Here is a 21,150-nt window from a genome sequence, read left to right on the forward strand (position 1 = left end):
TTTGTATTCACTAACAAAGAAACGGCAAAATATTTGATTTTGCAACATCTTATTGTACTATTTTTCGCCCAAGGTTTCCATACGTGGGGTTTGTGTACGGTAGAAAAAAATTTCCTGCTGTGAAAAAAAGATTTTTCACAGCAGGAAATTTTAGGTATATGCTGTTTCATCATTCCACAGCATTTGAAAAGAAGAAGGCTATTTCACCAGTTTTTTATACTTAATCCGGTGCGGACCATCGTCGCCCAGTCGTTTCTTTTTGTTTTCTTCGTATTCAGAATAACTTCCTTCGAAGAAATACACGCGCGATTCGCCTTCAAATGCCAGGATATGGGTGGCAATACGGTCGAGAAACCAGCGGTCGTGCGAGATCACCACCGCGCAACCGGCAAAGTCTTCCAATCCTTCTTCCAGCGCCCGCAAGGTATTTACATCAATATCGTTGGTTGGTTCGTCGAGCAGCAACACGTTCCCTTCTTCTTTCAGGGCCATAGCCAGATGCAGCCGGTTGCGCTCGCCGCCCGAAAGAATACCGCATTTCTTTTCCTGGTCGGAACCTGTAAAGTTAAAACGCGAAACGTAAGCGCGGGCATTAATCTGGCGGCCCCCCATCGCGATCAAATCATTCCCGCCCGAAATCACTTCATAAACCGTTTTATTCGGATCGATGGCCGCGTGCGACTGATCAACATAGGCCAGCTTCACCGTTTCTCCCACCTCAAAAGTTCCCTTATCGGCTTCAAGTTGTTTCATGATCAGCTTAAAGAGCGTGGTTTTTCCGGCGCCGTTGGGACCAATAACGCCAACAATCCCGTTGGGAGGCAACACAAAGTCAAGATTTTCGAACAAGAGCCGATCGCCAAATCCTTTCGATACAGCATGCGCTTCAATCACCTTCTCTCCCAAACGGGGGCCATTCGGAATGAAGATTTCCAGTTTTTCCTCTTTTTGTTTCACGTCCTCATTCATCAACTGGTCGTAAGCACTTAAACGGGCTTTGGCCTTGGCATGGCGGGCTTTGGGAGCCATGCGGATCCATTCCAGCTCACGCTCCAGGGTTTTCCGGCGCTTGGATTGTTGTTTTTCCTCCATCGCCAGCCTCTGCGATTTTTGCTCAAGCCATGAGGTATAGTTTCCTTTCCACGGGATGCCTTCGCCCCGGTCGAGTTCCAGAATCCAGCCCGCCACATTATCGAGGAAGTAGCGGTCGTGCGTAATGCAGATCACCGTTCCTTTATATTGCTGCAAATGTAATTCAAGCCACTGTACTGATTCAGCGTCAAGGTGGTTGGTCGGCTCGTCAAGTAAAAGCACATCGGGCTCTTTCAGCAACAAACGACATAAAGCCACACGACGCTGCTCGCCGCCCGAAAGCTCGCTCACCGGCTGATCGCCCGGAGGACAACGTAAGGCATCCATTGCGCGTTCGAGTTTTGTATCCAGGTTCCAGGCATCGTATTGGTCAATTTTCTCCTGAAGCCGGGCCTGTTCATTCATGAGGGCATCCATCTTGTCCGGATCTTCCAGTACATCGGGATCGGCAAAACGCATGTTTACTTCCTCGTAGGCTTTTAACACGTCAACCACTTCCTGTACGCCTTCTTCCACGATTTCTTTAACCGTTTTTGAAGGATCGAGGTGTGGCTCCTGTTCCAGGTAACCCACACTGTAGCCGGGTGAAAACACGACTTCGCCCTGGTATGATTTTTCGAGGCCTGCAATAATTTTAAGCAAGGTCGATTTTCCTGATCCGTTCAAACCGATGATCCCAATTTTGGCTCCAAGGAAAAATGAAAGGGAAATATCTTTAATCACTTGCTTTTGGGGAGGGTAAGTTTTGCTCACCCGGTACATCGAAAAAATAATCTTTTTGTCGTCGCTCATATCTGTCAATTTATTAGCTAATCTGTCAAAATGGTATTTTGAACTATCCAATCCAAAACTTCAGTTAGCAAATGTAAATGATTTTTGGGATGAATATGCGTATATTTAAACTGTAATTTTTAATCAAAAAAGTCTGCTTTGAAAATATTAGTTGTAGATGATAATCCGATTAATCAGAAGTTTGTTCAATACTCACTTCGGAATTCTCACGATATCGATACGGCAAATGACGGAGAGGAAGCGGTTAATAAAGCGGCTCATAATTTCTATGATTTAATTATTATGGATTTATGGATGCCCATTATGGACGGAGCTGAAGCGACCTTAAAGATTCGCCAGCTGGAGCGTAACAGCAACCGAAAAACTCCGATCATGGTGTTTACGACCAGTAACATGGAAAACGACCGTAACCGCTGTCTGCAATACGGCGCAAATGATTACCTGGTAAAACCGGTTCCTGCTGCTACATTACAGGAAAAGGTCAAATGCTTCACAAGATAAATCAGTGGTTGATTTGGGACCAATAGCATAAACAAAAAAAGCTGACTTTTAAGTCAGCTTTTCTATTTTATATCTGAATGTACTATTCAGCTTTCGGTTCATCAGCCTGAGCTTCATCAGTTGTTGGTTCTTCAACAGCTTCGGCTTTGGTTTCTTCAACCACATCGGCTACTTCTTCTTTAACAACTCCGGCTTTCGCTGCGGGAGCGGCAGTTTCCGTTGCTTTTTTAGCGCTGCCACGACGCGAACGACGTGATTTTGCCTTGGTTTCTTTAGCCGCAAGCATGTTTTCGTTGAAATCAACAAGCTCAATGATACACATTTCGGCATTGTCGCCCAAACGGTTACCTGTTTTCAGGATACGGGTATACCCACCCGGACGATCGCCGATTTTTTCGGCTACATCTCTGAAAAGTTCAGCCACAACGGTTTTACTTTTCAAGTAGCTGAAAACGGTACGACGTGAGTGTGTGGTATCATTTTTCGCCTTTGTAATAAGCGGCTCAACATACATCTTTAGCGCTTTTGCCTTTGCAGTGGTGGTGGTAATTCTTTTGTGCAAAATCAAAGAATTGGCCATATTCGACAGCAAAGCTTTCCGATGAGCGCTTTTCCTTCCCAGATGGTTGAATTTTTTATTATGTCTCATTTGTGCTTATTCCTTGTCTAATTTATACTTACTAATATCCATTCCGAATGTCAGGTTCATCACATTCAACAGATCATCCAACTCTGTCAGCGATTTTTTACCGAAATTTCTGAATTTAAGCAAATCGTTCCGGTTATAGGTAACCAATTCGCCCAACGTTTCCACATCGGCAGCTTTCAAACAGTTTAATGCACGAACTGACAGATCCATATCAACCAATTTGGTTTTCAGAAGTTGACGCATGTGCAGCACTTCTTCATCAAATTCTTCGTTTGCAAATTTCTCGTCCGAATCAAGGGTAATTTTTTCGTCAGAGAATAACATGAAGTGATAAATCAGGATCTTGGCAGCTTCTTTCAAGGCATCTTTTGGATGGATTGAACCATCGGTTTTGATTTCGAGAACCAACTTTTCATAGTCGGTTTTCTGCTCAACCCGATAGTTTTCGACTGCATATTTCACATTTTTAATTGGTGTGAAAATTGAATCAATCGGAATTATACCAAACTCAGCATCTACCGGCTTATTTTCAGCGCTGGGAACATAGCCGCGACCTTTGCTTATGGTAATTTCCATTTGCAATTTAACATCAGCTTCCATGCGGCAAATAACCAGCTCTGGATTTAAGACACGGAAACCGGTCATAAATTTATTGATGTCGCCAGCCGTAAATTTTTCCTGTCCGGTAATGGTGATAGAAATTTTCTCACTGTCAAAATCTTCTACTTCACGTTTAAAACGGATTTGTTTCAGGTTCAGGATGATTTCAGTCACATCTTCCATGATTCCTTTAACCGTTGCAAACTCGTGGTCTACGCTTTCTATTTTAACGGTAGTTATTGCATAGCCCTCTAACGAAGATAACAGGATTCGACGCAAGGCATTACCGATGGTAATCCCATAACCAGGCTCCAATGGACGAAATTCGAATTTACCGACTTTCTCATCGGACTCTACCATTATTACTTTGTCAGGTTTTTGGAACGCTAATATTGCCATAATAATACTGAGTAATTTTATTATTTAGAATACAACTCTACGATCAGTTGTTCTTTAATGTTTTCTGGAATTTCTTCCCGTTCCGGGCGATTCAGGAATTTTCCGGCCATTTGGGCTCCATCCCACTCCAACCAGGCGCATTTGTTGTAGCGATGAGAAGTCAAAGCAGCTGAAATAATTTCGAGCGATTTTGATTTTTCGCGTACACTCACTACATCGCCGGGACGAAGTTGATAAGAAGGAATATTAACGATTTCACCGTTAACCATGATGTGTTTGTGGCTCACCAACTGCCGCGCAGCTGCGCGGGTGCGGGCTAATCCGAGACGGTAAGCCACGTTGTCCAACCTAGATTCCAACAACTGAAGTAATACCTCACCGGTAATCCCCTTCGCTGCAGAAGCTTTGTGGAACAAATTGGCAAACTGTCTTTCCAACACGCCATAAGTGTATTTAGCCTTTTGTTTTTCACGCAATTGCAACCCGTATTCAGATTTTTTACGTCTGCGGCTGGCTAATCCATGAAAACCGGGAGGATAATTTTTCTTTTCAAGAACTTTGTCTGGGCCGAAAATTGGTTCACCAAATTTTCGCGCGATTTTTGATTTTGGGCCTCTATATCTTGCCATTATTCATCCAAATTAAAAGATTAAACACGTCTTCTTTTTGCAGGGCGGCAACCGTTGTGTGGCAATGGAGTCACATCAACAATTTCGTTTACCTGAATTCCCACGCTGTTAATCGCACGAATAGCAGACTCACGACCGTTTCCGGGGCCTTTCACAAAGACTTTTACTTTTCTGAGACCCAGGTCATAGGCCGTTTTTGCACATTCTTCTGCGGCTACCTGTGCAGCATAAGGCGTATTTTTCTTTGAACCTCTGAATCCTTTTTTACCAGCCGACGACCAGGAGATTACTTCTCCGTTATTATTGGTCAGTGAAATGATAATATTATTGAATGAGGAATGAATATGCGCCTGGCCAGTAGCTTCAACGTTAACAACTCTTTTTCTTGTAGTTCCGGATTTTTTTGCCATAACTTAATTATCAATTATTTAGTGGCTTTTTTCTTATTAGCTACAGTTTTCTTCTTTCCTTTACGTGTACGGGCGTTGTTTTTAGTACTTTGCCCGCGTACAGGAAGGCCAATACGGTGACGGATACCACGGTAGCAACCGATGTCCATCAATCGTTTAATGTTCAACTGGTTTTCAGACCGAAGTTCACCTTCAACTTTGAAACTTTCGCCGATGACTTTACGAATTGCAGCAAATTGGTCATCATTCCAATCCTGCACTTTGGTGTCAAAATCAACGCCAGCTTTTTCGAGGACGAACCGGGCACGGTTCCGGCCAATACCGAAAACATAGGTTAATGCCACTTCACCTCTTTTATTATTAGGAATATCAACTCCAACAATACGAGCCATAAAAAAAAATTTTACAAAGTTAATTAATTATCCTTGACGCTGTTTGAACTTTGGGTTCTTTTTATTGATCACGTACAAACGGCCTTTTCTGCGAACAATTTTGCAGTCGGCGCTGCGCTTCTTAATGGATACTCTTACTTTCATTATTTCGTACTTTAATTTTTATATCTAAAAGTAATCCGTCCTTTAGTCAGGTCGTATGGAGACATCTCCACTTTTACCTTATCTCCCGGAAGAATTTTGATATAATGCATCCGCATTTTACCAGAGATATGTGCCGTAATCACATGCCCGTTTTCGAGTTCAACCCGAAACATCGCATTTGATAAGGCTTCGATGATTGCTCCGTCTTGTTCTATGGAAGGCTGCTTTGCCATATTTTTATCTGTCCAATTTAATACCGGGCCGGTTTTTCAACCATCCCGGCTCTATTGTTAATTTAGATGAAAGACTTTTAATACATAGCAGCACCACCGCCTGTACGTCCTTTAATCCGGCCTGATTTCATCAAACCGTCATAATGCCGCATCAACAGGTGGCTTTCAATTTGTTGCAGCGTATCGAGCACCACACCAACCAGAATCAACAGAGAAGTTCCACCGTAAAAATAGGCGAACTGGGTGTTAATTCCGGCCATCATTGCAAAAGCGGGCAAAATGGTTACAATTCCGAGGAAAATTGATCCGGGAAGCGTAATCCGCGACATGACTGTATCGAGAAATTCGACTGTTTTTTTACCGGGTTTTACCCCCGGTATAAAACCGCCGTTCTTTTTCATGTCCTCGGCCATTTGTACCGGGTTTACAGTAATGGCGGTGTAAAAATACGTAAACAAAACCACCATGACAAACTGAGAGAAATTATACCAAAACCCGACATGATTCGACATTGCCGCAGCAAAACCGCTCATGCTTTCCGAATTGGCAAATCCTGCAATACTAATTGGAACAAACATGATCGCCTGAGCAAAAATGATAGGCATTACCCCGGCTGCATTCACTTTTAATGGTATATACTGACGTACGCCCCCGTATTGTTTGTTTCCTACGATGCGTTTTGCATATTGTACCGGGATCCGGCGGGTACCTTGTACCAGCAGGATACTTCCCATGAAAACGATGAAAAGGACGACAAACTCAATCAGGAACATGACCATACCGCCACCTTGTTGCTCCAAACGGGAAACAAACTCTGCAAAAACAGAGAATGGCAGACGGGCAATAATACCAATCATGATAATCAACGAAATACCGTTACCTATTCCTTTATCGGTGATGCGTTCTCCCAACCACATAATAAACATCGATCCTGCCGCCAGAATGATTGTTGATGTCAGTTTAAACATCCAGCCGCTCATTGCAAATGCTTCTGCAGGAAGTTGATAGGTTAAATTGGCAAGATACGCCGGTGCCTGGAACAACAAAATCAACACAGTCAGATAACGGGTTATCTGGTTGATTTTCCTTCTTCCTGATTCTCCTTCTTTTTGCAACCGTTGAAAATACGGGACGGCTATTCCCATTAACTGGATAACAATCGAAGCAGAAATGTAAGGCATAATCCCTAAAGCGAATATAGAAGCGTTTGAGAAAGCCCCTCCCGAGAACATGTCTAACAAGCCCAGCAACCCCTCTGAAGTTTGTTGTTTCAATTGTCCAAGTTGAGCCGGATCAATACCCGGTAAGGCGACAAACGATCCTAATCGATAAATCAAAAGAAGAAATAAGGTTAAGCCCAAACGGGCTCTTAAATCCTCGATTTTATAAATATTCTTTAGGGTTTCGATAAATTTTTTCATTAGGTTAGAGTATTTCTGTGGTTCCTTCTAATTTTTCAATGGCTTCTTTTGCGTTTTTAGAGAAAGCATGCGCTTTAACATCCAATTTAAGCGTTAACTCGCCTTTCCCTAAAATTTTCACACGGTCGTTTTTCGAAGCCAGACCGGCATCAACCAACAACTGAACATCGATCGCTGAAAGCTTGTTGCTTTCGGCCAATGTTTGCAGTGTGCTTAAGTTGATGGCTTTATATTCTACCCTGTTTACATTGTTGAATCCGAATTTTGGCACCACGCGTTGCAAAGGCATCTGACCGCCTTCAAATCCGCGGGTACGGCTGTATCCTGATCTCGACTGGGCACCTTTGTGACCTCTTGTAGAGGTACCACCATGTCCGGAGCCTTGACCACGACCAATGCGCTTTTCTTTTTTAACGGATCCTCCTGCAGGTTTAAGATTACTTAAATCCATAATTTTAATCTTAAAATATTTTAAATTTCTTCAACTTTCACCAAATGTTTCACTTTGTTAACCATCCCCCATATCGCGGGTGTAGCTTCGTGTTCAACACTGTGATTCAATTTTTTAATTCCAAGAGCTTCAACTGTTGCTTTTTGGCTCTTTTCGGAACCGATTATGCTTTTTACCAGTGTTACTTTTATTTTAGCCATGTTTCTATCCTTTAAAAACTTTTTCCAATGAAACTCCTCTGTGCTGAGCCACGGTATAAGCATCTCTCATTTCGAGCAATGCATTCATCGTAGCTTTCACCAGGTTATGCGGGTTCGATGATCCTTTGGATTTCGCCAGGATATCATGGACTCCAACACTTTCCAACACGGCACGCATAGCGCCCCCTGCTTTTACGCCTGTACCATGCGATGCAGGTTTCAGGAATACATTAGCGCCACCAAACTTAGCCACTTGTTCGTGGGGGATTGTGCCTTTGTTGATCGGGATTTTAACCAGGTTCTTTTTCGCAGCGTCAACGCCTTTAGCGATGGCCGCTGTTACTTCGCTGGCCTTGCCAAGGCCCCATCCGACGATCCCGTCTTCGTTACCGACAACAACAATGGCTGAGAAGCTGAAGGTTCTACCCCCTTTGGTTACTTTGGTGACACGGTTGATCGCCACTAACCTGTCCTTAAGTTCAATGTCTGTTGTTTTGACTTTCTTGATATTTCCTGCCATAATCATTAAAATTTAAGGCCACCTTCACGGGCAGCATCAGCTAATTGTTTAACTCTACCGTGATACAAATAACCATTGCGGTCGAATACAACACTTGAAATACCGGCAGCGATTGCTTTTTCAGCTAAAGCTTTTCCAACCAGGGCAGCTCTTTCGGATTTATTGCCTTCGGCTGCGCCGATTTCTTTATCCAATGAAGAGACTGCCAGCAAGGTGGTGCCGGCAAGGTCGTTCACCAATTGGGCATATATTTGTTTGTTGCTTCTGAATACGCTCAGGCGCGGTCTTTCAGCAGTTCCGGAAACAATTTTCCGGATTCTCATTTTTATTCTATATCTTCTTTCTTGTTTCGTTAAAGCCATGGTTTCAAATTTTACTATTTAGCACCTGCAGATTTACCGGCTTTGCGACGTAATACTTCACCCGCGAATTTCACACCTTTTCCTTTGTAAGGTTCAGGAGCACGGAATGATCTGATTTTTGCCGCTACCTGGCCAATAAGCTGTTTATCGCAGCTTTTAAGAGTGATCGTTGGGTTACTGCGTTTATCGGTTACGGCTTCAACCGCCACTTCATTCGGTAGTTCCAGAAATGTGTGGTGAGAATAGCCTAAAACGAGGTCCAGCAATTGGCCCTGGCTTTCTGCACGGTAACCAACCCCTACCAGTTCTAATTTAATTTCATAGCCTTTAGAAACGCCCACCACCATGTTATGGATCAATGAACGGTAAAGCCCGTGCATGGCGCGGTGTCTTTTCTGTTCGCTTGGTCGTTTAACCAAAGCCTGGTTGCCTTCAACAGCTATTTCAATCTCACGGTCTACCTGTTGCGAAAGTTCGCCGAGCTTCCCTTTAACGGTCACCAGGTTTTCCGGGCCGACAGTGATCGTTACTCCGGCAGGAATTTCGATGGGTAATTTACCTATCCTTGACATTGTTTTTCCTCCTTATTAATAAACGTAACATAAAACTTCACCACCGACTCCCTGTGTCTGAGCTTCTTTGTCAGTAATCACACCTTTGGAGGTCGACAAAATCGCAATTCCCAGGCCGTTTAATACACGAGGAATGTTCTCGCTGTCGCAGTACTGCCTCAAACCGGGTTTACTGACCCGTTTGATTGACTTGATGGCTGGTGTTTTTGTTTCAGGATGATACTTCAGGGCGATTTTAATATTTCCCTGATAATTCACTTCCTCTTCAAACTTATAATTCAGGATGTAACCCTTCTCTTTTAAGATCTTGGTGATTTCCTTCTTTATATTCGATGCAGGAATATCGACTACGCGGTGTTTGGCTTTTTGAGCATTTCTGATGCGTGTCAAATAATCTGCTATTGGATCTGTAATTTTACTCATTACTTTTTGATTAATAATTACCAACTAGCTTTTTTAACGCCCGGGATTAAACCAGCAGAAGCCATTTCGCGGAAGTTAATCCTGCTAATACCGAACTGGCGGATATATCCTTTGGGACGACCTGTTAATTTACAACGGTTGTGTAAACGTACCTTGGATGAATTTTTAGGTAGTTTTTGCAAGCCGATAAAGTCACCTTCTGCTTTTAATTGAGCCCTTTTTTCAGCGTATTTTTCAATCAGTGCTGCCCTTTTTACTTCACGGGCTTTCATGGATTCTTTTGCCATAGCTTAATTCTTTTTTACGTTTTTAAAAGGCAAACCTAATTCTTTCAACAAAGCGTATCCTTCTTCATCTGTTTGAGCAGAAGTCACAAAAGTAATGTTCATCCCGTTAATACGGTTAACTTTGTCAATGTTAATTTCGGGGAAAATGATCTGTTCCGGAATTCCGAGGGTATAGTTCCCTTGTCCGTCCATTTTGCTCTCAATTCCTTTAAAGTCACGAGTACGTGGCAAAGAAACATTGATCAGACGATCAAGGAATTCATACATTTTGTCCCTTCTCAGGGTCACGCGAACACCGATAGGCATTTTCTTTCTTAACTTAAAGTTTGAAATGTCCTTTTTTGATTTGGTTTGGACTGCCTTTTGTCCGACGATCATCGTCATCTCTTCCGTAGCGACTTCGATGATTTTTTTGTCGGCAATTGCAGCTCCAACACCCTGATTCAGGACGATTTTATTCAACTTCGGCACCTGCATAACAGATTTGTAATCAAATTCCTTCATCAATGCAGGAATGATTTCTTCCGAATATTTCTTCTTAAGTGTTGGTGTATAAGCCATTACTTAATCTCCTCTCCAGATTTTTTAGAATAACGAACTAATTTACCGTTGTCGCCGAGTTTCCGACCGATACGGGTTGGCGCTCCGGTTTTCGGATCAACCAACATCAGGTTGGAAATGTGGATTGGCGCTTCCTTTTCAACAATACCTCCCTGCGGATTTTCTGCATTGGGTTTGGTATGTTTTTTTATCATATTAACGCCCTCCACAATTGCTCTGCTTTTTTCCCGGATTACTTCCAGTACTTTTCCTTGCCGTCCATTATCGTTTCCGGCAGTTACAACAACTGTGTCTCCTTTTTTGATATGTAATTTCTTCTGCATCTTGTTTTATTTATGCATTAAAGTACTTCTGGTGCAAGTGAAATGATTTTCATGTTTTTGTCACGAAGTTCTCTTGCAACAGGTCCGAAAATACGGGTACCGCGCATTTCGCCAGCGTTGTTTAGCAGCACAACCGCGTTGTCATCGAAGCGGATATAAGAACCATCCTGACGACGAACTTCTTTTTTTGTGCGTACAACAATTGCTTTCGAAACAGTCCCTTTTTTCATATCACTACTCGCGATCGCACTTTTTACAGTCACGACCACGACATCGCCCAGCGAGGCATAGCGCTTTCTGGTTCCGCCTAAAACACGGATACAAAGCACTTCTTTTGCTCCGCTGTTATCGGCTACTGTACATCTTGATTCCTGTTGTATCATGATTACTTAGCTCTTTCAATAATTTCAACTAATCTCCAACGTTTGCTTTTGCTCAACGGACGCGTTTCCATGATCCGTACGGTATCGCCAACGTTGCAGGTATTTTGCTCGTCGTGAGCATAAAATTTAGTTGTTTTGTTAACGAATTTCCCGTAGATGGGGTGTTTTTCTTTCATCTTAACGGCAACAACAATGCTTTTATCCATTTTGTCGCTCACAACGACCCCGGTACGCTCTTTTCTCAGATTTCGTGTTTCCATTCTACAAAATTAATTCTGATTTTGATTCAATTCCCGTTGACGTAACACGGTCTTCAGGCGTGCAATATTTCTCCGGGCAACCTTAATTTTCATCGGGTTATCGAGTGGAGATACAGCATGGTTCATGTCCAGACGCGTCAAGGTTTCGTTCTCCAAATGGATTCTTTCCAGGATTTCCTTATCCGTTAATTCTTTAATTTCAGAAGTTTTCATTCTTAATCTTCTTTTTCAGATTCAACATAATCACGTCTAACAATAAACTTTGTCGTAACCGGTAATTTTTGAGCGGCCAGACGAAGGGCTTCCTTCGCCATTTCAAAGGGCACGCCATCGGCTTCAATAATGATTCGGCCGGGAGTAACCGGGGCTACAAATGCTTCAGGAGCACCTTTACCTTTACCCATACGTACTTCGGCGGGTTTCTTGGTAATCGGTTTATCGGGGAAAATACGGATCCAGATTTGACCCTGACGTTGCATATGACGTGTTACCGCAACCCTCGCCGCTTCGATCTGACGACCGGTAATCCATGCTTCCTCCAACGTCTTGATCCCGAATGAACCGAATGCCAGTTGGTTTCCGCGTTGAGCGATACCTTTCATCCGGCCCTTCTGGACTCTTCTAAATTTTGTTCTTTTTGGCTGTAACATCCTTTTTTAGTTAAAAGGTTTCCAATTATTTTCTTTTCTTTTTGAAACCGCTTCCTCTGTTTCCACGCGGACCGGCACCGGCAGGTGCGCTTGTTGATTTTTGTCCTACGTTTGGCGACAGATCGCGTTTTCCGTATACTTCACCTTTACAAATCCAGACTTTAACGCCAAGCAACCCTGTTTTTGTTAAAGCTTCGGCCAAAGCATAATCAATATCTGCTCTGAGTGTGTGCAAAGGAGTACGGCCGTCTTTATACATTTCAGAACGAGCCATTTCAGCGCCATTTAAACGGCCTGAAACCATCACTTTGATTCCCTGCGCTCCCATTCTCATGGTAGAGGCGATCGCCATTTTCACGGCGCGGCGGTAAGCGATTTTACCTTCGATCTGACGTGCAATATTATTCGCCACGATACGGGCATCGAGTTCAGGTCGTTTAATCTCGAAGATATTGATTTGAACTTCTTTGCTCGTAATCTTTTTCAATTCTTCTTTCAGCTTATCAACTTCCTGACCACCTTTGCCAATAATAATACCGGGTCTTGATGTGTGAACAGTAATGGTAATAAGCTTCAGGGTACGTTCGATAATGATCTTGGAAATACTTGCTTTTGCCAAACGGGCATTCAGGTATTCACGGATCTTCGTATCTTCAACCAGCTTGTCACCATAGTCGTTTCCACCGAACCAGTTGGAATCCCATCCACGGATAATTCCTAAGCGATTAGCGATTGGATTAACTTTTTGTCCCATGTATTACTATTTATTCGTTTTCGTTAACAACATTTTTACTATCGATGCAAAGTGTAACGTGGTTCGAACGCTTGCGGACCCGGTGTGCCCGGCCTTGCGGAGCGGGGCGAAGACGTTTTAAAATACGTCCTGAATCAACGGCAATATTCTTCACAAACAAATTGCTTTCCTCAAGGCGAGTTCCTTCGTTTTTTGCCTGCCAGTTTGCCACGGCCGACATCAACAGTTTTTCAACTTTTCTTGAAGCTTCTTTTGACGAATATTTTAAGACATCCAGCGCCCGGTTAACTTCCATTCCGCGAACCATATCGGCCACAAGCCTCATTTTACGCGGAGAAGTCGGGCAATCTTTCAATACTGCAAAATATTGTGATTTTTTAGCTTCTTTAAGTTCGTTTGCTTTATTTCTTTTTCTAGCACCCATCGTAAGTTCTTTTAATAGTTAATGAGAAACTCATGCCTACCTTTTGTTACCGGCATGTCCCCTGAATGTTCTTGTAGGTGCAAATTCGCCTAATTTATGACCAACCATGTTTTCGGTCACATACACGGGGATAAATTTATTCCCGTTATGTACCGCGATGGTATGCCCTACAAAGTCAGGAGAGATTACTGATGCCCTGGCCCAAGTCTTAATCACAGACTTTTTACCTGATTCATTCAAACCCAATACTTTCTTTTCGAGTTTGTAGGCAATGAAAGGGCCTTTTTTTAATGAACGACTCATAGTTCTTCTCCTTTATTATTTCTTGCGTCTTTCTACAATATACCTGTTGGAAGCTTTTTTCTTGGCGCGGGTTTTATAACCTTTAGCCAATAAGCCTTTACGTGAGCGCGGGTGTCCGCCTGAAGCGCGTCCTTCGCCACCACCCATGGGGTGATCAACCGGGTTCATCACAACACCGCGTACGCGTGGTCTTCTTCCTAACCAACGTGAACGACCGGCTTTACCTGATCTTTCCAGGTTGTGTTCTGTATTTCCAACAGTACCAACGGTAGCTTTACAAGAAACAAGTACCATTCTGGATTCGCCCGAAGGTAGTTTTACGATAGCGTATTTTCCTTCTCTTGAGGTCAACTGTGCATAAGTACCTGCACTACGTGCCATCACGCCCCCTTGTCCAGGGTGAAGTTCAATGTTGTGAACCAATGTTCCCAGAGGTATTTCACCAAGAGGGAGGGAGTTGCCAATTTCAGGTGCGATACCTGGACCGCTTAATACCGTTTGACCGGCCTGCAATCCATTCGGTGCAAGCATGTAACGTTTTTCACCATCGGCATAGACCAACAGTGCAATACGTGCCGTACGGTTCGGGTCATACTGAATTGACTCAACACGAGCAGGGATACCGTCTTTTTCGCGTTTGAAATCGATCACGCGGTATCTCTTTTTGTGCCCTCCACCTATATACCTCATTGTCATGCGTCCCTGGTTGTTACGACCACCGGACTTTTGCATGGGCTTCAACAATGATTTTTCAGGCGTTGATGCAGTAATCGTATCAAAAGCACCAATAATTTTATGCCTTTGACCCGGAGTAACTGGTTTTAATTTTCTTACTGCCATTTTTGTTTATTATATATTACTGTAAAAATCAATTGCATCTCCTTCTGCCAATGTGATAATGGCTTTTTTGAAAGCATTTGTTCTTCCGTTAATCATACCGCTTTTGGTATACCGGCTTTTATTTTTACCGGCATAAATCATGGTATTGACAGAAACAACATTCACATTGTACAGACTTTCAACTGCTTTTTTTATCTGTTGCTTATTGGCATCTTTCTTAACGACAAAGCCGTAACGATTCAGCTTTTCTGCCTGACCCGTTACTTTTTCCGTTACGATGGGTTTAATTAAAATATTCATTTCTTTTCCCCCTTAAATCTTAAATTGTTCTTCAATTTTACCAAAAGAACTCTCTAAGAAAACAATTTTCTTAGCGTTCATGATTTGGTAAGTGCTTAATTCCGAGGCAATTACAACAGATATGTCCTCCAAATTTCTGGATGACAAATATATGTTTTTATTTTCTTCCGGTAAAACGAAAAGTGACTTTTTATCGGTAATATTCAGATTCTTACTGATATTGACCATCTCTCTTGTTTTCGGAGCATCCAGATTGAAATCTTCAAGGATCAGAATATCGCTTGCCTGCGCTTTGTAAGTCAATGCTGATTTACGGGCCAAAGCTTTCACTTTTTTATTCAACTTAAAGTTGTAGTTTCTTGGGCGTGGTCCGAAAACGCGACCACCACCGCGAAACAAAGGAGATTTGATGCTGCCTGCACGTGCGCCGCCTGTACCCTTTTGTTTTTTAATCTTTCTGGTACTTCCGGCAACTTCTCCTCTTTCTTTCGCTGAATGAGTCCCCTGACGTTTGTTGGCCATGTACTGTTTTACATCCAGGTAAATGGCGTGGTCATTGGGCTCAACACCGAAGATCAGTTCATTCAGAACGACTGCTCTTCCGGTTTCTTTTCCGGCTGTATTTAATACTTGTACTTCCATTACTGATAAATAATTACGGTTGAACCTTTTGCTCCCGGAACAGAACCTTTAACAATAAGCAGGTTTGATTCGGGGATTACTTTCAGGACTTTCAGGTTTTGAACAGTTTTGTTCGCGCCGCCTGTACGACCTGCCATCCGCATTCCTTTGAATACGCGCGAGGGGTACGATGAGGCGCCCAATGAACCTGGAGCTCTCAGACGGTTATGCTGACCATGCGTAGCATCGCCAACGCCGCGAAAGTTGTAACGCTTAACAACGCCCTGAAATCCTTTACCTTTTGTCACACCAGTAATGTCTACCCAGCCTTCTTCCGAGATGGTGTCAACAGTAATGGTATCTCCGAGTTTAAACTCGCCGTTAAAATCACGAAACTCAACGACCTGACGCTTTGGTTCACTTCCTGCTTTTTTGAAGTGTCCAAATTCAGCTTTGCTGGTGTTTTTTTCTTTCTTTTCACCAAAACCTAACTGAATTGCTTCATAGCCATCGGTTTCTGCCGTTTTCACTTGTGTGACCACACAAGGACCGGCTTCAATCACAGTGCATGGGATGTTTTTCCCCTCAACACTGAATACGGAAGTCATTCCGATTTTTTTACCGATTAATCCTGCCATTTTTTTTGTTTTTTACAGGTTATCAAACTTTAATTTCTACTTCAACGCCACTTGGTAATTCAAGCTTCATTAAGGCGTCGATGGTTTTTGCTGTTGAACTGTAAATGTCGATCAAACGTTTGTAAGACGACAGCTCGAATTGTTCCCTTGATTTTTTATTCACAAAGGTTGAGCGTAATACAGTAAAAATACGTTTGTGTGTCGGAAGCGGAATTGGTCCGCTTACTACTGCACCGGTAGTTTTAACTGTTTTTACGATCTTTTCAGCCGACTTGTCTACCAAGTTATGATCATACGATTTCAGCTTAATTCTGATCTTTTGACTCATAATGAGATAAATAATTATTTTACAATAACTCTACTTTTCCTTTTATTTCTTCCAGCACTTTGATGGCCATCTGACGCGGAACTTCCTCATAGTGAGAAAACTCCATCGAAGAGGTAGCCCGACCTGAAGACAAGGTTCTCAGCGTGGTTACATAACCAAAGATTTCGGCCAGCGGCACTGTTGCTTTAATTACACGTGCTCCGGCTTTTTCCTCCATACCTCCAACGCTGCCACGACGACGGTTCAAGTCGCCAATGATATCGCCCATGTATTCTTCCGGGGTAACGATCTCTGCTTTCATAATGGGCTCCAGCAATTTGGGGCCTGCTTTTGATGCAGCGCTTTTGAAAGCCTGGCGGGCACAAATTTCGAAAGACAACTGGTCCGAGTCAACCGCGTGGAATGAACCGTCGATCAATTCAACCTGAAGGCTGTCTAACTGGAATCCGGCCAATGGCCCGTTCAGCATAGCCGACTCAAAACCTTTTTGTACCGGCGGGATGAATTCTTTCGGGATACGACCGCCTTTTATGCTGTCGATGAACGTTAAGCCTTCTTTTCCTTCCTCGGCCGGACCTACGCGAACAATGATATCGGCAAATTTACCGCGACCACCCGATTGTTTTTTGAATACTTCGCGCAGTTCAACAGTTTGGCTGATCGCTTCTTTGTAAGCCACCTGGGGTTTACCCTGGTTGCATTCAACCTTAAACTCGCGTCTTAACCGGTCGATGATGATTTCCAGGTGAAGTTCACCCATCCCGCGAATAACGGTTTGACCCGATTCTTCGTCGGTGTGAACCTTAAAGGTGGGATCTTCTTCGGCCAGTTTTGCCAAACCAAGTCCCAGTTTATCCAGGTCTTTTTGTGTTTTTGGCTCTACGGCAATACCAATTACCGGCTCGGGGAAGTCCATGCTTTCCAGGGTAACCGGATGGTCAATATCGGCCAGGGTATCTCCGGTGCGGATGTCTTTAAAACCAACAGCAGCACAAATATCGCCTGCTTCGATGACATCCTTCGGATTTTGTTTGTTTGAGTGCATCTGGAAAAGACGCGAGATCCGCTCTTTTTTACCCGTACGCGAATTGTATACGGTAGAACCTGCTTCCAGTTTACCTGAATATACGCGGATAAAGCACAAACGGCCCACATAAGGGTCGGTCGCAATTTTAAATGCGAGAGCAGTCAAGGGTTCATCGACATCGGCATGACGAATCACCTGATTGTCAGTTTTTGGATCGATACCGATAATTTCGCCTTTATCCAACGGACTTGGCAAATATTCGCAAACAGCATCCAACAAACGCTGAACACCTTTATTTTTGAATGCCGAACCACACATCATCGGTACAATGATACCGGCGACAGTCGCTTTGCGGATGACGGCATGTAATTCAGCCGGAGTAATTGAATCCGGATCATCGAAGAAGCGTTCCAGTAAATTGTCATCCAATTCGGCTACAGCTTCTACCATTTGAGCACGATACTCATTGGCTTGTTCAAGCATGTCGGCCGGAATATCTTCGAGTGCATAGGTGGTACCCAGCGTCGCATCATCATACCAACGAACCGCTTTCATTTCGATCAGGTCGATCACCCCTTCGAATTTTTCTTCGGCGCCAATCGGGATCTGAATCGGAATCGGGTTTGCCCCAAGTTTTTCGCGAACCTGCGAAACAACATCATAAAAATCGGCTCCTGAACGGTCCATTTTATTGACGAAACCAATCCGTGGCACGCCATATTTTTCGGCCTGGCGCCAAACGGTTTCTGATTGAGCCTCAACGCCGCCCACAGCGCAGAAAAGAGCTACAGCTCCATCCAGAATACGTAACGAACGTTCTACCTCAACGGTGAAGTCAACGTGTCCCGGAGTATCGATGATATTAATTTGGTGTTGTATATTTTCGTGTGTCCAGAATGTAGTTGTAGCAGCAGACGTGATGGTAATCCCACGTTCCTGCTCCTGCTCCATCCAGTCCATGGTAGCAGCCCCATCATGCACTTCACCAATACGGTGAGTCAATCCGGTATAATACAGGATCCGCTCAGTCGTTGTTGTTTTTCCGGCATCGATGTGGGCCATGATACCGATATTTCTTACATATTTTAAATCTCTAGCCATGTTTACCAATTATTCTAATCCTGATTTAAACTAATACCAATCCGTTGTTTAGAACCGGAAATGGGCAAAAGCACGGTTAGCTTCAGCCATACGGTGTGTCTCTTCTTTTTTCTTGAAGGCGCCACCTTCTTCGTTAAAAGCAGCCTGAATTTCAGCAGCCAACTTATCAGCCATTGATTTACCTGAACGTTTGCGTGCAAACAGAATCAGGTTTTTTATTGATATTGAAACTTTTCTTTCGGGACGGATTTCCATAGGAACCTGGAAGGTAGCGCCACCAACGCGGCGGCTTTTCACCTCTACGGCCGGAGTAACATTTTCCAGCGCTTTTTTCCAGACATCGAGCGGAGATAATTCTTCGTTTTTCAAACGATTGGCAACCAACGCCAGCGCATCGTAGAAAATACCATAGGCAATGGATTTTTTACCATCAACCATCAGGTCGTTTACAAATCGTGTTACCAGAACGTCGTTAAATTTTGGATCGGGCAGAATGATCCTCTTCTTTGGTTTTGATTTTCTCATCTTTTAAACTTTTAGTGTTATTCGAATTGGTTGTGACTTATTTGAGCTTCAGTTCTCCGGCAGATGCCGGATCATTTACTCAACCAAACCACTAAACATCCATTTGTTATTTCTTCTTAGGCCTTTTTGTACCGTATTTTGAACGTCTTTGCGTACGACCTTCAACACCCGCGGTATCCAAAGCACCACGGATCAAGTGATAACGTACCCCCGGCAGGTCTTTTACCCTACCTCCACGTACCAATACAATAGAGTGTTCCTGAAGGTTGTGGCCTTCTCCCGGAATGTAAGCATTCACTTCTTTGCCGTTTGTCAACCTGACCCTGGCTACTTTACGCATAGCTGAGTTTGGTTTTTTAGGAGTTGTGGTGTATACACGTACACAAACACCCCTTCTTTGCGGGCAAGAATCTAAAGCCGGAGACTTACTCTTTACTACTTTTGATAGTCTCCCTTTTCTAACTAACTGCTGAATCGTTGGCATACAACTATTTTTATTTTTATTAAAGTTTCTGTAAAATGGACTGCAAAGGTATTGATTTTTCAATAAATACGAATACAACCATCTCCGTTTTTGACAGAATCCTCCAAAAACGGCAGGCAAAAGTACTAATTTTCAGAAAAGAACAATCGTTTTTCGTATTGTTTTTTTGAAAATTCTTTAAAAAAGCGGATGGATATCAGGCTAATTCAAGACTTTATCCTTGAAAAGCGATTTAACCGGATTAAAAAAGCGCTGAAGCAAACGCAGGTCTTCCGTGACAATTTCGACATCGCCTTTCATTTCCTGACTAAAGGTAAGCGACCGATTATAATTGGTCTTCAAATCCTGCGGCAGATCAATTTCGGCGATATAATTATCATTCGACGGCACCAGCGAGATTGATTTTACCGTTCCCCTGACAACCCCGTATTCCATATACGGGAAATTATCGAAGCGAATATTGACGCGCTGCCCGGCCTTTACTTTCCCGGCGCCGCGCAACGGCAAACTGACACGGCCGATAATATGGCTTTCGCGTTCGGGCACAATGGTAAATACAATATCGCCGCTTTTTACCTGCTGATTTTTACTCCAGAAGTTTGTGAAAGTCACCTGTCCCTCAATCGGTGTTTTCAGCACAAAGGAATTCTCCCAGTACTCGAGCCGGCTTTTTAATACGTTTAACGATTCGATCAGTTCGGTTTGCAATCTGCGCTTTTGGTCTTCAAATTCCTTTTCGGTCCCGATGACGGCCTGCTCCATTTCAATAATTTCTTTTTGCGTTTGGGCTAAGGTGGTCCGGGCCCCGTTAAAGGAATACTGTTTTTGCAACAAGGCTGACTCGGATTTTTTTAAATCGACCAGCGAAAGAACCTCCCGCCGGTACAACATCGAATCGCGTTTAAACTGATCGCGCGCAATCTGATATTCATTTTCGAGGATTTGCCGTTGACTCCACAACCGGTCGTAATAAACCCGCTGCATATACACCTGCTCGCGCAGCGAGGCAACTTTTTGCGGGTAAAAGTTCAGGCGGACAAAACTGATGTAATTATGATATAAACGTAAAAAAGAAGAAAAATCGGACTGAATATCGCCCAGGCTATAACCCGTTGTAATTTCCTTATAATATAAGGTATCAAACGTGATGAAAAAACGATCCGTTTCCAACAGGTCTTTTTTTAGTTGGGCAACGTCTTCGTGGTTGGCAGTATTTTCGAGGATAGCGATAATTTGTCCGTTGGATACAAGCCCCTTATCCTGGATAAAAAGCTGATCAATGCGCCCGGTTGTCCTGGCCACAATATGGGCCGGCGGATTTTCTGACATAACCACCACCCGTGCCCGGATCATATCGGGATAATGAAAAAGCCAGCTTCCGAGCAACAGCAAAATCAAAAAACCGATAATAACCATCAGCCCGCTTCGCAGCAACCACGACGGCGACTTCCCGATGATCTCCTGAACCTCGTCGCTCCTGATTTCTATGTTGTCATTTTGCGGCATAATTTTTAAATGCTGATTTGTTTAGACGCAGATTTTTATGAAATC

The 21,150-nt window shown here is 43.4% G+C and carries 35 protein-coding genes; 1 reads left to right on the forward strand and 34 read right to left on the reverse strand.

Going from position 1 to position 21,150, the window contains the following annotated elements; all coding sequences use genetic code 11:
- Positions 1-198: 198 nt before the first annotated feature.
- The gene (gene ettA, locus AC6H3C_RS19770; protein WP_497517246.1) at positions 199-1,884 is read right to left on the reverse strand and encodes an energy-dependent translational throttle protein EttA; all 1,686 of its coding nucleotides are present in this window, start codon (positions 1,882-1,884) and stop codon (positions 199-201) included.
- A gap of 138 nt (positions 1,885-2,022) precedes the next feature.
- On the opposite strand from ettA, the gene AC6H3C_RS19775 reads away from it, so the two are divergent.
- Positions 2,023-2,385 (forward strand): response regulator, encoded by a 363-nt coding sequence (locus AC6H3C_RS19775; RefSeq protein ID WP_497517248.1) that lies wholly within the window; start codon positions 2,023-2,025, stop codon positions 2,383-2,385.
- Positions 2,386-2,467: 82 nt separating this feature from the next.
- Here the strand turns inward: AC6H3C_RS19775 and rplQ are convergent, their stop codons facing one another.
- The 33 genes from rplQ to AC6H3C_RS19940 all read right to left on the reverse strand — a co-directional run bounded on the left by rplQ (position 2,468) and on the right by AC6H3C_RS19940 (position 21,105).
- A complete protein-coding gene (rplQ, locus tag AC6H3C_RS19780) occupies positions 2,468-3,034 on the reverse strand; it encodes a 50S ribosomal protein L17 (protein ID WP_497517250.1) in 567 nt (188 codons plus the stop codon).
- A gap of 6 nt (positions 3,035-3,040) precedes the next feature.
- Entirely contained in the window at positions 3,041-4,033 is a 993-nt protein-coding gene (locus AC6H3C_RS19785; RefSeq protein ID WP_497517251.1) for a DNA-directed RNA polymerase subunit alpha, read from the reverse strand.
- A 20-nt stretch (positions 4,034-4,053) separates the two neighbouring features.
- Positions 4,054-4,662 carry a 30S ribosomal protein S4 gene (rpsD, locus tag AC6H3C_RS19790; RefSeq protein WP_497517253.1) on the reverse strand — a complete coding sequence of 203 codons (609 nt, stop codon included), beginning with the start codon at positions 4,660-4,662 and terminating at the stop codon, positions 4,054-4,056.
- A gap of 20 nt (positions 4,663-4,682) precedes the next feature.
- Positions 4,683-5,072, reverse strand: coding sequence for a 30S ribosomal protein S11 (rpsK, locus tag AC6H3C_RS19795; RefSeq protein ID WP_423126535.1), 390 nt, complete (start codon positions 5,070-5,072; stop codon positions 4,683-4,685).
- A gap of 14 nt (positions 5,073-5,086) precedes the next feature.
- A complete protein-coding gene (gene rpsM, locus AC6H3C_RS19800; RefSeq protein ID WP_423126534.1) occupies positions 5,087-5,464 on the reverse strand; it encodes a 30S ribosomal protein S13 in 378 nt (125 codons plus the stop codon).
- A gap of 27 nt (positions 5,465-5,491) precedes the next feature.
- Positions 5,492-5,608 (reverse strand): type B 50S ribosomal protein L36, encoded by a 117-nt coding sequence (gene ykgO, locus AC6H3C_RS19805; protein ID WP_081782363.1) that lies wholly within the window; start codon positions 5,606-5,608, stop codon positions 5,492-5,494.
- An 11-nt stretch (positions 5,609-5,619) separates the two neighbouring features.
- Entirely contained in the window at positions 5,620-5,841 is a 222-nt protein-coding gene (gene infA, locus AC6H3C_RS19810) for a translation initiation factor IF-1 (protein WP_282591442.1), read from the reverse strand.
- A gap of 77 nt (positions 5,842-5,918) precedes the next feature.
- Positions 5,919-7,262 (reverse strand): preprotein translocase subunit SecY, encoded by a 1,344-nt coding sequence (gene secY, locus AC6H3C_RS19815; RefSeq protein ID WP_497517256.1) that lies wholly within the window; start codon positions 7,260-7,262, stop codon positions 5,919-5,921.
- 4 nt (positions 7,263-7,266) lie between these two features.
- The gene (rplO, locus tag AC6H3C_RS19820) at positions 7,267-7,713 is read right to left on the reverse strand and encodes a 50S ribosomal protein L15 (protein WP_497517257.1); all 447 of its coding nucleotides are present in this window, start codon (positions 7,711-7,713) and stop codon (positions 7,267-7,269) included.
- Positions 7,714-7,733: 20 nt separating this feature from the next.
- Positions 7,734-7,913 carry a 50S ribosomal protein L30 gene (gene rpmD / locus AC6H3C_RS19825; RefSeq protein ID WP_423126531.1) on the reverse strand — a complete coding sequence of 60 codons (180 nt, stop codon included), beginning with the start codon at positions 7,911-7,913 and terminating at the stop codon, positions 7,734-7,736.
- A gap of 4 nt (positions 7,914-7,917) precedes the next feature.
- A complete protein-coding gene (gene rpsE / locus AC6H3C_RS19830) occupies positions 7,918-8,433 on the reverse strand; it encodes a 30S ribosomal protein S5 (protein ID WP_423126530.1) in 516 nt (171 codons plus the stop codon).
- A gap of 5 nt (positions 8,434-8,438) precedes the next feature.
- On the reverse strand, positions 8,439-8,795 hold the full coding sequence (gene rplR, locus AC6H3C_RS19835; RefSeq protein ID WP_423126529.1) for a 50S ribosomal protein L18: 357 nt from the start codon (positions 8,793-8,795) through the stop codon (positions 8,439-8,441).
- Between the two features lie 14 nt (positions 8,796-8,809).
- A complete protein-coding gene (gene rplF, locus AC6H3C_RS19840; protein ID WP_497517259.1) occupies positions 8,810-9,367 on the reverse strand; it encodes a 50S ribosomal protein L6 in 558 nt (185 codons plus the stop codon).
- Between the two features lie 15 nt (positions 9,368-9,382).
- Positions 9,383-9,781 (reverse strand): 30S ribosomal protein S8, encoded by a 399-nt coding sequence (gene rpsH / locus AC6H3C_RS19845; protein WP_497521285.1) that lies wholly within the window; start codon positions 9,779-9,781, stop codon positions 9,383-9,385.
- Between the two features lie 26 nt (positions 9,782-9,807).
- Positions 9,808-10,077, reverse strand: a complete 270-nt coding sequence (rpsN, locus tag AC6H3C_RS19850; protein WP_423126526.1) for a 30S ribosomal protein S14 — start codon at positions 10,075-10,077, stop codon at positions 9,808-9,810.
- 3 nt (positions 10,078-10,080) lie between these two features.
- Entirely contained in the window at positions 10,081-10,638 is a 558-nt protein-coding gene (rplE, locus tag AC6H3C_RS19855; RefSeq protein ID WP_497517261.1) for a 50S ribosomal protein L5, read from the reverse strand.
- Positions 10,638-10,961 carry a 50S ribosomal protein L24 gene (gene rplX / locus AC6H3C_RS19860; protein WP_497517262.1) on the reverse strand — a complete coding sequence of 108 codons (324 nt, stop codon included), beginning with the start codon at positions 10,959-10,961 and terminating at the stop codon, positions 10,638-10,640. Before rplX ends, rplE begins: the two co-directional genes overlap by 1 nt.
- Before the next feature lie 17 nt (positions 10,962-10,978).
- Positions 10,979-11,344 (reverse strand): 50S ribosomal protein L14, encoded by a 366-nt coding sequence (gene rplN, locus AC6H3C_RS19865; RefSeq protein WP_497517264.1) that lies wholly within the window; start codon positions 11,342-11,344, stop codon positions 10,979-10,981.
- A gap of 2 nt (positions 11,345-11,346) precedes the next feature.
- The gene (gene rpsQ, locus AC6H3C_RS19870) at positions 11,347-11,604 is read right to left on the reverse strand and encodes a 30S ribosomal protein S17 (protein WP_423126522.1); all 258 of its coding nucleotides are present in this window, start codon (positions 11,602-11,604) and stop codon (positions 11,347-11,349) included.
- Between the two features lie 9 nt (positions 11,605-11,613).
- On the reverse strand, positions 11,614-11,817 hold the full coding sequence (rpmC, locus tag AC6H3C_RS19875) for a 50S ribosomal protein L29 (RefSeq protein WP_497517265.1): 204 nt from the start codon (positions 11,815-11,817) through the stop codon (positions 11,614-11,616).
- A gap of 2 nt (positions 11,818-11,819) precedes the next feature.
- Positions 11,820-12,254 (reverse strand): 50S ribosomal protein L16, encoded by a 435-nt coding sequence (gene rplP, locus AC6H3C_RS19880; protein WP_423126520.1) that lies wholly within the window; start codon positions 12,252-12,254, stop codon positions 11,820-11,822.
- Positions 12,255-12,279: 25 nt separating this feature from the next.
- Positions 12,280-13,008, reverse strand: coding sequence for a 30S ribosomal protein S3 (rpsC, locus tag AC6H3C_RS19885; protein ID WP_497517266.1), 729 nt, complete (start codon positions 13,006-13,008; stop codon positions 12,280-12,282).
- A 10-nt stretch (positions 13,009-13,018) separates the two neighbouring features.
- On the reverse strand, positions 13,019-13,432 hold the full coding sequence (rplV, locus tag AC6H3C_RS19890; RefSeq protein WP_423126518.1) for a 50S ribosomal protein L22: 414 nt from the start codon (positions 13,430-13,432) through the stop codon (positions 13,019-13,021).
- 36 nt (positions 13,433-13,468) lie between these two features.
- Positions 13,469-13,735 carry a 30S ribosomal protein S19 gene (rpsS, locus tag AC6H3C_RS19895; RefSeq protein ID WP_423126517.1) on the reverse strand — a complete coding sequence of 89 codons (267 nt, stop codon included), beginning with the start codon at positions 13,733-13,735 and terminating at the stop codon, positions 13,469-13,471.
- A gap of 15 nt (positions 13,736-13,750) precedes the next feature.
- Positions 13,751-14,575 carry a 50S ribosomal protein L2 gene (gene rplB, locus AC6H3C_RS19900; RefSeq protein ID WP_497517268.1) on the reverse strand — a complete coding sequence of 275 codons (825 nt, stop codon included), beginning with the start codon at positions 14,573-14,575 and terminating at the stop codon, positions 13,751-13,753.
- 9 nt (positions 14,576-14,584) lie between these two features.
- Positions 14,585-14,875 carry a 50S ribosomal protein L23 gene (rplW, locus tag AC6H3C_RS19905; RefSeq protein ID WP_497517269.1) on the reverse strand — a complete coding sequence of 97 codons (291 nt, stop codon included), beginning with the start codon at positions 14,873-14,875 and terminating at the stop codon, positions 14,585-14,587.
- A 12-nt stretch (positions 14,876-14,887) separates the two neighbouring features.
- A complete protein-coding gene (gene rplD / locus AC6H3C_RS19910; RefSeq protein WP_497517270.1) occupies positions 14,888-15,517 on the reverse strand; it encodes a 50S ribosomal protein L4 in 630 nt (209 codons plus the stop codon).
- Entirely contained in the window at positions 15,517-16,134 is a 618-nt protein-coding gene (gene rplC, locus AC6H3C_RS19915) for a 50S ribosomal protein L3 (RefSeq protein ID WP_497517272.1), read from the reverse strand. Before rplC ends, rplD begins: the two co-directional genes overlap by 1 nt.
- Before the next feature lie 22 nt (positions 16,135-16,156).
- Positions 16,157-16,462 (reverse strand): 30S ribosomal protein S10, encoded by a 306-nt coding sequence (rpsJ, locus tag AC6H3C_RS19920; protein WP_318350058.1) that lies wholly within the window; start codon positions 16,460-16,462, stop codon positions 16,157-16,159.
- A gap of 19 nt (positions 16,463-16,481) precedes the next feature.
- Positions 16,482-18,590: an elongation factor G gene (gene fusA / locus AC6H3C_RS19925; protein ID WP_497517274.1), complete on the reverse strand. Its 2,109-nt coding sequence runs from the start codon at positions 18,588-18,590 to the stop codon at positions 16,482-16,484.
- A gap of 48 nt (positions 18,591-18,638) precedes the next feature.
- Positions 18,639-19,115, reverse strand: coding sequence for a 30S ribosomal protein S7 (rpsG, locus tag AC6H3C_RS19930; RefSeq protein ID WP_497517275.1), 477 nt, complete (start codon positions 19,113-19,115; stop codon positions 18,639-18,641).
- A 106-nt stretch (positions 19,116-19,221) separates the two neighbouring features.
- Positions 19,222-19,599 (reverse strand): 30S ribosomal protein S12, encoded by a 378-nt coding sequence (gene rpsL, locus AC6H3C_RS19935; protein WP_497517277.1) that lies wholly within the window; start codon positions 19,597-19,599, stop codon positions 19,222-19,224.
- Positions 19,600-19,800: 201 nt separating this feature from the next.
- Positions 19,801-21,105, reverse strand: a complete 1,305-nt coding sequence (locus AC6H3C_RS19940) for an HlyD family secretion protein (protein WP_497517278.1) — start codon at positions 21,103-21,105, stop codon at positions 19,801-19,803.
- Positions 21,106-21,150: the final 45 nt, after the last annotated feature.

Source organism: Gaoshiqia sp. US2, assembly GCF_059705485.1.